General features: G+C 64.8%; 12 protein-coding genes. All 12 read right to left on the reverse strand.

The window, feature by feature from the left end; genetic code table 11:
- Window positions 1–14 precede the first annotated feature (14 nt).
- The 12 genes from ureG to HIM68_RS11880 all read right to left on the reverse strand — a co-directional run bounded on the left by ureG (window position 15) and on the right by HIM68_RS11880 (window position 12,527).
- Entirely contained in the window at window positions 15–752 is a 738-nt protein-coding gene (gene ureG, locus HIM68_RS11825; RefSeq protein ID WP_139906761.1) for an urease accessory protein UreG, read from the reverse strand.
- Window positions 753–867: 115 nt separating this feature from the next.
- Entirely contained in the window at window positions 868–1,749 is an 882-nt protein-coding gene (locus tag HIM68_RS11830) for an urease accessory protein UreD (RefSeq protein WP_172172422.1), read from the reverse strand.
- Window positions 1,727–2,482 carry an urease accessory protein UreF gene (locus HIM68_RS11835; RefSeq protein WP_172172424.1) on the reverse strand — a complete coding sequence of 252 codons (756 nt, stop codon included), beginning with the start codon at window positions 2,480–2,482 and terminating at the stop codon, window positions 1,727–1,729. Before HIM68_RS11835 ends, HIM68_RS11830 begins: the two co-directional genes overlap by 23 nt.
- 8 nt (window positions 2,483–2,490) lie before the next feature.
- Window positions 2,491–4,203 carry an urease subunit alpha gene (locus HIM68_RS11840; protein WP_172172426.1) on the reverse strand — a complete coding sequence of 571 codons (1,713 nt, stop codon included), beginning with the start codon at window positions 4,201–4,203 and terminating at the stop codon, window positions 2,491–2,493.
- Window positions 4,196–4,816 (reverse strand): urease subunit beta, encoded by a 621-nt coding sequence (locus HIM68_RS11845; RefSeq protein WP_253903924.1) that lies wholly within the window; start codon window positions 4,814–4,816, stop codon window positions 4,196–4,198. Before HIM68_RS11845 ends, HIM68_RS11840 begins: the two co-directional genes overlap by 8 nt.
- Entirely contained in the window at window positions 4,813–5,133 is a 321-nt protein-coding gene (locus HIM68_RS11850) for an urease subunit gamma (protein ID WP_216657116.1), read from the reverse strand. Before HIM68_RS11850 ends, HIM68_RS11845 begins: the two co-directional genes overlap by 4 nt.
- 543 nt (window positions 5,134–5,676) lie before the next feature.
- Window positions 5,677–6,729 carry an RAP domain-containing protein gene (locus HIM68_RS11855; RefSeq protein ID WP_172172428.1) on the reverse strand — a complete coding sequence of 351 codons (1,053 nt, stop codon included), beginning with the start codon at window positions 6,727–6,729 and terminating at the stop codon, window positions 5,677–5,679.
- Between the two features lie 657 nt (window positions 6,730–7,386).
- Window positions 7,387–8,142, reverse strand: a complete 756-nt coding sequence (locus HIM68_RS11860) for an ABC transporter ATP-binding protein (protein ID WP_172172430.1) — start codon at window positions 8,140–8,142, stop codon at window positions 7,387–7,389.
- Complete coding sequence (locus tag HIM68_RS11865; RefSeq protein ID WP_253903949.1) at window positions 8,139–9,167, reverse strand: iron chelate uptake ABC transporter family permease subunit; 1,029 nt, start codon at window positions 9,165–9,167, stop codon at window positions 8,139–8,141. Before HIM68_RS11865 ends, HIM68_RS11860 begins: the two co-directional genes overlap by 4 nt.
- A gap of 153 nt (window positions 9,168–9,320) precedes the next feature.
- On the reverse strand, window positions 9,321–10,403 hold the full coding sequence (locus HIM68_RS11870; RefSeq protein WP_172172432.1) for an ABC transporter permease: 1,083 nt from the start codon (window positions 10,401–10,403) through the stop codon (window positions 9,321–9,323).
- Window positions 10,403–11,392 carry a siderophore ABC transporter substrate-binding protein gene (locus HIM68_RS11875; protein ID WP_172172434.1) on the reverse strand — a complete coding sequence of 330 codons (990 nt, stop codon included), beginning with the start codon at window positions 11,390–11,392 and terminating at the stop codon, window positions 10,403–10,405. The genes HIM68_RS11870 and HIM68_RS11875 overlap by 1 nt, the downstream gene beginning before the upstream one ends.
- 169 nt (window positions 11,393–11,561) lie before the next feature.
- A complete protein-coding gene (locus HIM68_RS11880; protein ID WP_172172436.1) occupies window positions 11,562–12,527 on the reverse strand; it encodes an inositol monophosphatase family protein in 966 nt (321 codons plus the stop codon).
- Between the last annotated feature and the right edge of the window lie 92 nt (window positions 12,528–12,619).

Below are 12,619 nucleotides of genomic sequence, written 5' to 3' on the forward strand. Positions count from 1 at the left end.
CGGCGCTAGTGCCATCAGTGGCTGTGCGCGGCTTCGCCCTCGTCGTGGGTGTGCATGTAGCCGCCGCCCTCGGCGTCTTCGTCGGCGTGGAAGTGCGGAGCCATCGGGCCCGGATCGACGGGAGTGTGGTCGCCCTTGACGAAGCGGGCATGGACCTCGCGGACCCAGTCGGCCAGGGCCTCGACGGTCTCGGGGATCTTCCGGGAGACGCCGAGGACGGGGTGGCCTTCGCGCGCCTCCCGGGCATCGGCGAGCATCTGCTCGACGTCGACGTCGACGTGCTCGCCGAGGTCGATCTTGTTGATCACGAGCAGGTCGGCGCGGCCGATTCCCGGTCCGCCCTTGCGAGCCACATCGCCGCCGCCGGCTACGTCGAGGACGAAGAGCTGGGCGTCGACGAGTGCCGGGGAGAAGGTCGCGGTGAGGTTGTCACCGCCGGATTCGACGAGGACGATGTCGAGCGGGTCGAAGTCCTCTTCGAGTCCCTCGACGGCGAGCAGGTTCATGCTCACGTCATCGCGGATCGCGGTATGCGGGCAGGCTCCGGTTTCGACGGCGCGGATGCGCTCTTCGGGCAGGACGCCGGCGGCCTTGAGGAAGCGAGCGTCCTCGTCGGTGTAGATGTCGTTGGTGATGACGCCGATGCGGAACTCATCGGCCAGGGCCGTGCAGATGTTCGCAATCGACGAGGATTTGCCGGTCCCGACGGGTCCGGCGATTCCCAGGCGCAGTGCGCGCTTTCCGTTGCTCATGTTCTCCTCCTGATTGTCGTGTGCGGTGAAAGATTCCTATTGATTCGCCGAGGCGGCCCCGGCGATTCCGTGTTCGCCCAGGTGGGCGGCCGGTGGGCCGTCACCTCGGTATCCGTCATCGGGGCACCGCGGACCAGCCGGTCTCCCTGCCCCAGGGTTCGCCGAGAGCGGCGAGTGCCGCATCGAGGCGTTTGCGCAGAGCCAGCCCGTCATCGCCGAGCGAGTTGACCTGCACGCAGGTGTCGTCGATGGGCAGCAGAGCCGATTTCGGGTCGGCGATCGCGGTCGCTTCCGGCAGTCCCCCGTCGGGTTCGACGATGACGACCGAACCGACGCCGAGTGCTCCTCCGACCACGGACGGGGTGTCGAAGCCCTTCCCGGCGGGGCCGAGGTCGAAGCGTTGGATGCTCAAGGCGCGGCCGCCTCGGCGAACATTGAGTCGGGAACTCAGGCTTCCCGGTTCTTCACCGTGGCGGCCGAGCAGCAGCTCTTCGCGGTAGAACAGGCGGGCATCCTCGGCGAGGTCGATGTCGACGCGGTGCGTGTGGTGGCAGCCCTGGGCGGCGATGACGGGTTCGGGCACCCAGATCAGGGTGCCGCCTGCTTCGACGGTGACGCGGCAGTGCATGAGCGAGGGGTCGCCGTGGGCTCCGGGCAGGACCAGGGTCGCCGAGACCTCGCGCAGCAGCAGGGTCGAGCCTGCGCCGACGTGGACGTCGAAGATGTAGTGGTCCCCGCCGAGGGGGCCGGCGGCCGCTGTCGTCAGTGCCACTCGGGCGATGTCCGGATCGCCGTCGACAAAGGGTTCGAAACCGCTGGCTCCGGTGGGGCGCGGGACGAGTGGGGCCTGGCGACGCAGTCCGTCGATGCGGGAGCGGGTGCGGCCACTCGAGCCGGTGCCGTCCGTGGATGTTGCGACCGAGGCCCGGCAGGTCATGCCGCTGGCCGAGCCCGTCGGGTTGAGCGCCCAGGTCTCAGGAAGCGAAGAGTCGAACATTGTCCCCCTCGTGCAGTTCGGCGGCGAAGTCCGACAGCGGTGCGCTCAGCGCCGGAATCTCGGCCGGGTCGCCGCGGCCGAAGTCGGTGGCACGCTCAGCTGCGTCGTCGAGGTCGGCGGCGAGGTCGATGATCGCTCCATGAGCCTGGAACGGGTCGATGTGCATGAGCTTGACCGCTGCGGTCGCCGGTCCCGTGACCGCCTCGTGGAGGATGGTCGCGGCCGTGTCGGCATCGGACAAGCCCAGCACCCGGCCGACTGCCCCGTAGACGAGCGGCTGCTGCAGGTCCTTGGGCAGGATCTCCAACAGCGGGTGCGGGTGGATGCTGCGCATCGACCGCAGCATCAGTGTGCCCAGCCAGGCTCCGATCCGGCGCAGGGCCGGGGACGGGGTGCGCGCGATGAGTTCGGCGTTGAGATCGAGCAGGGCCTCTGCAGTGGAAGTCGTCGATGCCGTGCCGGAGGTCGATGCTGAGGTCGACTCCACGTTCGATGATCGGGCGGGGGCCGCCTCGGCGAGGATGGACTCATCCACGGCATTCCACGCGGCCACGGCGAAGGCCGCGGTCATCAGCCCCGTGGTGTGCAGGCGACCGCGCAGGAAGTCGCGCAGCCCGGCGATGTCGGTGACCCAGCCTTGGCGGATGGCCTGTTCGAGCCCCGCCGAATGGGCGTACCCGCCGGTCGGCAGGCGCCCGTCGGCGAGGACGAGCAGTGCGGAACGAGATCTCAAGCTCTGCCTCAGAACAAGAAGTAGCGCTGGGCCATGGGCACGAAGTCGGCGGGTCGGTGTTCGACGAGTTCCCCGTCGATCTTGACTGCGTAGGTGTCCGTGTTGACCTCGATGTCGGGGCGAGCGGAGTTGCCGATCATGTCGTCCTTCGTGACCTTGCGCGTCGAGGTGATCGGCACGAAGTCGCGTTGGACGCGATCGAGCTTGCCCGCGATATCGTCCTCGATGGCCTGCTCGGACACGAACGCAAGGCTCGTGGCCGCCGCCGAGGCGGTCCGATAGTTGAATCCGAGTCGTTCGGACACCGGCTGCGGGGTCGGGATCGAGGCGTTCGGGTCGCCGAGGGCGGCGACCGCGGCCATTCCGCCCTTGAACACGGTGTGCGGGCGGACGGCGAACATCGAGGGCTGCCAGAGCACGAAGTCGGCGAGCTTGCCCGGTTCGATCGAACCGACATAGGAGTCGATGCCGTGGGCGATGGCCGGGTTGACCGTGTACTTCGCGATATAACGGCGGGCCCGGTTGTTGTCGGCGCGGTCGTCGCCGGGCAGGGGGCCGCGCAGCTTCTTCATCTGGTGCGCGGTCTGCCAGGTGCGCATGGCGACCTCGCCGATGCGGCCCATCGCCTGCGCGTCCGAGGACATGATCGACAGGGCACCGAGGTCCTGGAGCACGTCCTCGGCCTCGATGGTGCCGGCGCGGACGCGGGACTCGGCGAAGGCGAGGTCGTTGGGCACCTGCGGGTTGAGGTGGTGGGCGACCATGACCATGTCGAGGTGCTCGTCGACGGTGTTGACCGTGAACGGGCGGGTCGGGTTCGTCGAGGCCGGGAGCACGTTGAGCTCCGAGGCGATCTTGATGATGTCGGGCGCGTGACCGCCGCCGGCTCCCTCGGTGTGGAAGGAGTGGAACGTCCGGCCGGCGACCGCTTTGAGCATGTCTTCGACGAATCCGGCCTCGTTGAGCGTGTCCGAGTGGATGGCGACCTGCACCCCGGTGTCATCGGCCACGGACAGGGCCTTGTCGATGACGGCCGGGGTCGCACCCCAGTCCTCGTGGATCTTGAAGCCGGCGGCTCCGCCGCGCAGCTGCTCGTACAGCGCCTCTTCGTTCATCGTGTTGCCGCGGCCGAGGAAGAGGACGTTGACCGGCCACGGGTCCATCGACTCGAACATCCGGGCCAGCCACCAGGGGCCGGGCGTGGCCAGGGTGGCCTTCGAACCCTCGGTGGGTCCGGTGCCGCCGCCGACCATCGTCGTGGTGCCGGCCATGAGGCCGACCTCGAACTGGTCGGGGCCGACGAAGTGGATGTGGGTGTCGATGGTGCCAGGGGTCATGATCAGACCATTGCCGCTGGCCACCTCGGTGTTGGGGCCGACGACGAGGTCCGGGTGGACACCGTTCATCGTGTCCGGATTGCCGGACTTGCCGATGGCGACGAATTTGCCGTCGCGGATGCCGACGTCGGCCTTGACGACGCCCCAGTGATCGAGGATGATCGCACCGGTGATGATGAGGTCGGGGGTGCCTTCGGCGCGAGTGCGCGAGGACTGCGCCATCGACTCACGGGCGGACTTGCCGCCGCCGAAGACGACCTCGTCGCCGCCTGCGCAGTAGTCCTTCTCGATCTCGATGACGATGTCGGTATCGGCCAGGCGCACCCGGTCACCGACCGTCGGTCCGAACGACGCGACGTATTCCGAACGCGAAATCTCAGCCATCCAACTCTCCTCTGCATTCTCCGCGGAATCCCAGTGCGATGCGCGCACCCTGGATCGGGATCAGTTCGACTTCCTCATCGGCTCCGGGTTCGAAGCGCATGGCGCCGCCGGACAGCACGTTGAGGCGTTTGCCCCAGGCGCGGGCACGGTCGAACTCGAGGCCGGGGTTGACCTCGGCGAAATGGAAGTGGGATCCGATCTGGATCGGACGGTCCGAGGTGTTGGCCACGCGCAGCGCGGTCACAGCCAATCCGGCGTTGATCTCGACCGGTTCGTCCTTGAGGAATATCTCGCCGGGGATGACGCGATCGGCCGAGGTGACCGGAGCGTCGTGTTCCTGCCGGGGCGCCTGACGTGTGCCGGAACCGGGACGGCGGGGGCTCGACGGGCTGCTCTCACCGGAGGATGGGTGGCGTTCGCGGTCGTCGTCGATGCCGGGTTCATCGATGACGGTGGTCTCGGCCTCGTCGTATTCGCGGCCGGGGTCGTCTGTGGCGTGTTCTGCCTCGAGGCTGCGTTCCTCGGGCTGGAGCTCGACGTTCTCGAAGGGATTGTCGTCGAGGGGCTGTATGTCCTCGTTCTGCTCGCCGGGGGCGTTCTCGTTGCTCATCATTGCAGCGGTCCTGTCACCGTCACGAGCTTCGTTCCGTCGGGGAACGTCGCCTCCACCTGGACCTGTGTGAGCATTTCGGGAACCCCTTCCATGACATCTTCTTTGGCCAGCACATGGCGGCCAGATTCCATGAGGTCAGCGACGGACTTGCCGTCGCGCGCTCCTTCGAGCAGGTACGAGGTGATGATCGCGGTCGCCTCGGGCAGGTTGAGTTTGAGACCACGCTCTTTGCGCTCGAGCGCAAGCTTTCCGGCGGTGTAGATCATCAACCGCTCTTGTTCATACAGACTGAGAAACACTGCTACTCCCGGTGACATCGGCTGGACAGCGTCGATTCGCTCGGATGAAGTGGAATGCCTGCGTCGTGCCGGGTGGTTCGGACCCGATTCGCAACCGACATCTCCTATGCCGGATTTCGGCCTCTCACCCGCGAGAATGCGCTCATGCTCGCTACTCTACCCATCGGTCGGGGGCAGTCAAGCCCGCTGTACGCGCCGGTTCCGGTCGGTGACGAACACCACCGGAACGACGCCCCCGGCACGGGTCCATCGGGTCCGGGAGACGCCGTCCCGGGACGGACCCATCAGGTCCGGGAGACGCCGAGCTCAGACCGTAAGTACCGCCGCCTTCCGCGTCCTCACCTGATTGAGGAAAGCCTGGAATCGCCTTCACCCACCTCCGCGAGCCGAAGAGCCTCCCTCGCCGAGCGCCGAGGCGTGGTAACTCAGCGGCCTCCTCGGCGAATAATCGCTTTCTGATCAGATCATCGGGATAAAACTCGATGCGCCGCACAAAACTCGATACCCAACTGCACAAAACCCGATGACTAGCGGCACAAAACCCGATACGCGAGCTCTACGTCACGGACGCCCGACCAACTGCTTCAGCTCCGGCACTTGCGTGAAGATCTTGTCCCGAAAGTCGTTGAGTCTGAGCACGTCATCGAAGCTCAGATGGATGACCTTATAGCCCATACTGAGAAGCCGGTTGTGCTGTTCGCCTTCTCTCCGAATCAGCGAGGGCCCCACCAGAACGTATTTCTCACTTCCGTCGACCGCGAGAATCGTTCGCGCCTGTTCGTTGAGAAAATCCACTCGCGCTATGAAGCCTTTGTCGTCTCGGACTTCGATCTGCTGTTCGAACCCCGTCAGATTCAATGCGATGAGGTTGAATCGGCAGTTGCTCTCAGCAGGACTCTCCGAGAACGGATCGATCGCCTCGACCATCCGCTGCGCGGTGACCTGGCCCGACCGCATGCGAGCAACCGCAGGGTAGAACGCCGTCGCGACAATTCGACGTGCCTCGGCCTGAAACTTCTCCGTATACCCGAACCTCGGATTGAAGCCAGGGAATTGAGCGGCCGTAGTCTGACGCAGCACCCATTCCATTGCCGCAAAAGCTTCGCGTTGTCCCGAAATCCGAATGAGGTCCAAGGCCGTCCTAACCGCCGAGGTGGCCGTTAGATGACCGAATCCCACCTGATCCTCTGCGGGGACCTCTCCCTTCACGCGGATGATCTCCTTCGTGTGCGAATTGCTCCTCGGGTGTCTGACCGTTATCGCTTTCGATTCGTCCTTGTACAGAGGGATTCCGTGCAGGACCGCTGCCGACTTGCCAACGATCACATCCTCTGGTCGATACCAGCGATAGTTGCGAATACGAAGTGCTCGGAGCTGGGTCTGGTACCGGAAATCTTGCTTCAAGTCGGATGGAGATTTGTCGACATGGAAGCTGATCCAGTCGACGTCGCCGATAAATGCCGCAATTCGGCTGTGGTCTTTCACCCGGCACTCGCGGATCACAGAGTACACTCCGCGGCAAAGACGAATCAGACAACAGCCCAGCGCACTCTTGATCGTTTTGGAAGAGATGCCCGCGGCACTGAATTCTTCGCGATAGATCGTATTCTTCATCTGGCGAGTATCGGCATCAGCACACTTCCGCAAAAACCCCTGGCGCCGGGGTTGTGGACGGCGCTTCGCTGTCCACAAGTCAACGACGGTCGAGTCGAGGTCTTCTCCACAGGCCGCTGATGAACGTCTCCGCACAAGAACTTCTGAGCTCACGCACCTGATGAGCACCGCTGAGGTGGGTTCGCCCATTGGAACCGAAGTTCGCACCGACTGTCTGGATTCTCGCAAGTCGCTGAACGAGCAGGTCTTCCACAGAGTCTGGTGCGCGGGTGAGAACTCAGTCCACGGAGGCGCCTGCCCGGTAATCGCCTTTTGCGCCATCAGTTATCGACTTTCGTCCGAACCGTCATCGCCTTTTGATCGATGCATCGGGTTCGAACTCGATGATTCGATCAAAAGGCGATGAGCGCCCGAAAGTTGCCTCAGTAGGCGATGAACGCGCATTCGAGGCGTCGTTCAACGCTCCTTCGGCGCAGAAAACCTGCTCCTACCGCGCCCTGTCGCAGCGACCGCCCTCGCCGGGGCAGGACACCGGCCGCTCGCAGCTGCCGGCCGCCCCAGTCACCGCACGGGCAGAACTCACGCACTGAGCCGTCCCCGCCCCCGCTACCAGCAGCACTCACACACGGACAGCGGTTCCCACCGACCGGCCTGGGCTCAGAAGTACACCGCCAAGGGGCCGCGGGGTCCGTCGATGACGTCGACGGGGGTGTCGAACACCCTGGACAGCACCTCACCGGTCATGATCTCCTCGGGCGCACCGAATTCGATGACGGCGCCGTCTTTGACCGCGCAGATGTGGTCGGCGTAGTGACCGGCGAAGTTGATGTCGTGGAGAACGATGACGATGGTCCTCCCCATCTCGGCGGCGGCCCGGCGCAGGTGCTGCATCATCTGCACCGACCGCTTCATGTCGAGGTTGTTGAGCGGCTCATCGAGCAGCACGTAGTCGGTGTCCTGCGCCAACACCATCGCCACATACGCCCGCTGCCGCTGCCCGCCGGAGAGCTCGTCGATGAACCGGTTCTCCAACTCCCCGAGCTCGAGGAAGTCGATCGCCTGCGAGATCATCTCCTCATCGGCGGTCGTCAGTCGCCCCTTCGAATGCGGGAAGCGCCCGAAGCCGACGAGCTGGCGGATCGTCAGCCGGGTGATGAAGTGATTCTCCTGGCGCAGGATGGACACGATCTTCGCGAGATCCTTCGACTTCGTCGAACTGACGTCATAGCCGGCGACCGAGATCGCACCGGAATCCATCCCGAGCAGCCGCCCGATCATCGTCAGCAGCGTCGACTTCCCGGCGCCGTTCGGCCCGACCAGGGCGGTGACTCCCCCGGCCGGGATCTGCAGATCGACGGGCCCGATCGAGACTTCGTCGTCGTAGGATTTGCGGACCGATTCGAGTGTGATCACAGGCGTCCCTTTCTCAGGATGACGAGCAGGAAGGCGCCGCCGCCGACGATCTCGATGATGATCGACACGACCCCCTCGGCGTAGAAGATGTTCTTCATGACGAAGTACGCCCCACCCAGAACCACGAAGCCGAGGAGCGCGGCCATCGGGAAGAGACGTTTGTGGTCATAGGTGTCGGCGAACTGGTAGGCGAGCATCGCGACGAGGAACCCGAGGAAGACCATCGGTCCGATCATCGACACGGACACCGCCATGAGGATGGAGACGAAGAAGAGGACCTTGAGCAGCTCGCCCTTGTAGTTGAGTCCCAGGTTGCTCGTCATGTCCCGTCCCAGCGCCATCACATTCAAGCGTGAGGAACAGAGGTAGAGCCCGAGGCAGGCCAGCACGCACAGTGGGATCGATACCGGCAGGTAGCTCGAATCCGAATTCGAGATCGACCCGAACAGGCGGGCGGAGAGGACGTCGAACTCGCTCGGCGTCAGCGTCCGCTGCATGAATGTCGCCACCGATCCGAGTCCGCCGCCGATGACCACGCCGATGAGCAGCATGAGCGCCACCGAGGAATGCCGTCCGGAAAGCAGCCATCCGTAGAGTGCCAGCGACAGCCCGACCATGAGCACCAGCTGTACGACGAAGGGCACGAGTCCCTTGAGTTCGACGATCGCCGTGACGCCGAAGAAGTACATCGCCGAGGTCTGGATCGCCACGTATAGGGATTCGAATCCCATGATCGAGGGCGTGATGATCCGGTTGTTCGTCACCGTCTGGAAGGCGACCGTGCCGAACGACTGGCACAGCGCCACCATGGCGATGACGACGAGGTTCGTCAGCCGCAGCTCCGCGATCAGCCAGAATCCCGGGTCCGTGATCGGCATCGGATTGTCCCAGGCCAGGATGCCTAGAGCGATCCCCGCCGAAGCGACCGAGAGAACGATGATCATCGTCCAGTAGCGACGCGCCGACTTCGCCGTCGGCAGCGGACCCGACGACCTGCGAACAGAGGCAGACCCGCGCCGAGGCAGCCCACCGTCCCGTACTCCTGCACCGGAGCGATCTCCGCTGTCTTCGTTCGCGGAGCTCAGACGATCCCCACCGGGAACGTCGGTGACCGCGGTCGGGTGGGCCGCCTCGGTGCCGGTGTGAGCCGGGGATTCGTCCTTCGCGCGCACCGGAACTCACCCGACCTTCCGCTGACGCAGCAGCAGGGCGACGAACACGGCAGCCCCCACGACGCCGAGGATGAGGGAGACAGGCACTTCGAAGGGCATGACGATGATCCTGCCGATGAGGTCGCAGATGGTGACGATCGCGATGCCGAGCAGGCACACCCAGGGCAGGTTCGAGCGCAGGTCGTCGCCGCGGATGAGCGAGACGATGTTCGGCACGATGAGGCCGAGGAACGGCAGGTTGCCGACGACGACGGTGACCACTCCGGTCGCAATCGCCACGAACACAGTGCCCAGCAGCAGGATCTGGTTGTAGTTGAGACCGACGTTGGTGGCTATCTCCTTGCCGAGCCCTGCCACGGTGAAGCGGTCGGCGAGGATGAAGATGGCGACGACGACGGCCGCGACGATCCACAGGGTCTCGTACTGGCCGCGCAGGATCGACGTGAAGCTGCCGGCGAACCAGATGCCCAGCGACTGCAGCATATCCGTCTGCACCGCGATGAATGTCGAGACGGCGCCGACGACGGCGCCGAGCATGATGCCGACGATCGGTACGATGAGCGAGGATTTCAGAGAGACGCGACGCAGAAAGACGAAGAAGACGAGGGTGCCGACGAACGCGGCGATGATCGCGCCGACCATTCGCGCGACGATCGAGGCGTCGGGATAGACGATGACGGTGAGCATGAGGCCGAGTCCGGCCCATTCGGTGGTGCCGGTCGTCGTCGGCTCGACGAAGCGGTTCTGGGTCAGCAGCTGCATGACCAGTCCGCACATAGCCATGGCGGCGCCGGCCAGGACGAGGGCGATCGTACGCGGGATCCGCGTGATCTGGAACATCTCGGCCCCGCCGTCACCGCCGAAGATGTCGTAGACGCCAGTGAGCAGCGAGAGCGCGAGGAGGATGGCGACCCCGACGATGCCCAACAGCAGGGGCCATCCGAACAGAGGTGCCTTCGCCGAGGCGGCCCCACGTGCGGACGAAACTGCCGTCCCGCTGGGGGACGGATCGACCGTTCTCTGCGGGGACTCAGCCGTCCGGTTGCGTCGGGTTTCGTTCCGACGTCGGGCCGCTTCGGCGAGGGTCATCACTTCTGAGCTTCGAGCTTGTCGGCGAAGTCGTTGAAGAACTCGGTGTATGTCTGGATGCCTTCGTTGAGGTAGGTGTCCTCAGGGAAGTAGACGATCTTGTCGTCCTTGATCGCAGGAACATCCTTGAGTGCTTCGGAGTCTTCGAGGACTTCGGCGGCCGGGGCCGAGCCTTCGTCGCGTTCTTCAGGGGCGAAGGAGGCGTCGCGGTCGAGGACGATCATGAGGTCGGGGTTCGACTTCGCGATGGCTTCGACGGAGATGTCGTCACCCTGGTGGTCTTCGCTGCCTTCTTCGACCTCGAGGGCCGGGTCGAGGTCGAGGATGTCGAAGACAGGGCCGACGGTGCGGCCGACCGACGGTGCGGCATAGCCGATGTCGCCGGCCGAGGTGATCAGGCCCATGGCCTTGTCACTGTCGTCGTAGGCCTTCTGGGCGCGCTCGATGGAGGCGTCGAAGTCGTCGACGAGCTTCTTCGCTTCATCCTGTTTGCCGAAGACCTCGCCGAGGACCTCGGTCTGGCGGCGCAGCTCGGCATCGAAGTCCTCGTCGTCGCGGGGATCGAGTTCGAGCACGGTTGCTTCGGGGGCCAGCTTGGCCAGGTCGTCATGGAACTGGGCGAATCGCTGGCCGTTGACGATGAGATCGGGCTTGGCCTCGACGACCTTCTCGAGGTCGGGTTCGCGGTGGCTGCCGAGGTCGAGGATGGAATCATCCTGCGTGTAGTCGAGGTCGTCGCTCATCAGGGAGACTGCGCCGCCGCTGAGTTCGATGCCCCAGTCGCTGAGCGTCTGGAACGTGCGGTTGTCGGTGGCGACAACGGACTTCGGCGGGGAGGCGACGGTCTGCTTGCCGTTGTTGTCCTCGACCTCGATCGTGGATCCGGAGTCTTCGGCCTGAGCCGAATCGGAGTCTGCCGAGCCGCAGCCGGCCAGAGTCAGAGCGACAACGCCTGCCAGGGCGCTCAATTGAAGGCGAGTCGAAACCATGGGGTCCCACTTTCAGGAATGTACGTATGAGAAAAACGTGTGCGCACACTGAAAGTAAGCTTAGCCTATGCTTTGAAAATAAAGTCAAAAAAGTATGACGTTATCTGTATCACATCTGAAGTGAGATCGGATGGGCGCGCGGCGGGGTGGGTGCGCGGTGGGCCTCGGATCAGATAGCGGCGATGAGGCGGTCGACCTCTTCTTCAGTATCTGCCGCGGCGGTCGGCCCGCCGGATCCTCCGCGACTGACCTTGAGTCCGGCCTCTTCGACGATGACAGCCCCACCGGCGTAGTCGTAGATGCCCAGTCCGCGTTCGGCGTAGCCGTTGACCCGACCTTCGGCGACCATGCACAGGTCGAGTGCCGCCGATCCGCAGCGGCGGATATCGTCGTAGCCGGTCATGAGGTCGTCGAGCTTGGCCAGTTGGGCCCCGCGGTTCCTCAGAGCATAGGCGAATCCGGTGGCCAGGAGCCTGCCGGACAGCCCGGGCGGAGTCCCGTGCAGTCGTCGCGCCGGAATGGCGGAGCCGGCCTCGCGGTGGTCGGCCAAGCGCCCGTCGACCCGAAAGGCACCGCGACCGGCAGCCGCCAGCCATGTGGCATCCAACCCCGGCGAGGCGACGAGTCCGATCTGCCAGTCGCCGAGTCCGAGGCCGGCATCTGCCTCACCTGCGGCCGCGCAGACTCCGACGGAGAACGCGTGGTGTTCGATGTTGCGGACATAGTTGACGGTGCCGTCGATCGGGTCGACATGCCATTCCAGACGCGGACCCTCGTCAGCAGCCTCGTTGAGTGCACCGGTCTCCGGATCGAAAGCGTTGAGTTTGAGCAGGAAGTCCGCCGGGAAGAATTCGACCGGATCAAGGGCTTCCGAACCCTCTTCGCCGACCATGAGGTCATGAGGCCTGACTCGGTTGAGGTAGCCGCGCACAAGCGCCTCGATCTGCGCATCGGCGCGAGTGACGAGGTCATTCGGCGAGGTCTTCGTGTCGACGACACTGGCGTCGAGGCTCGCGCCGAGCAGCGGCCTCCAGGCGAGCATCTGCTCCCACGCCATGAGTGAGAGGTCGGAGGCGATGCGGATCAGAGGGTGGTCGACGATCTCAGCGGGCAGCGATTCGAGCTCGGAGTTCATACGGCCACTCTAGACAACCCTCTCCGCATCTCGCCCGGGTGTCCGCCGCCGGCCGGGAACCACTCAGATCCGCGACGCGTGTAACAAGACTG

The sequence above is a fragment of the Brevibacterium sp. CT2-23B genome, assembly GCF_013168765.1.
Taxonomy (GTDB): domain Bacteria; phylum Actinomycetota; class Actinomycetes; order Actinomycetales; family Brevibacteriaceae; genus Brevibacterium; species Brevibacterium sediminis.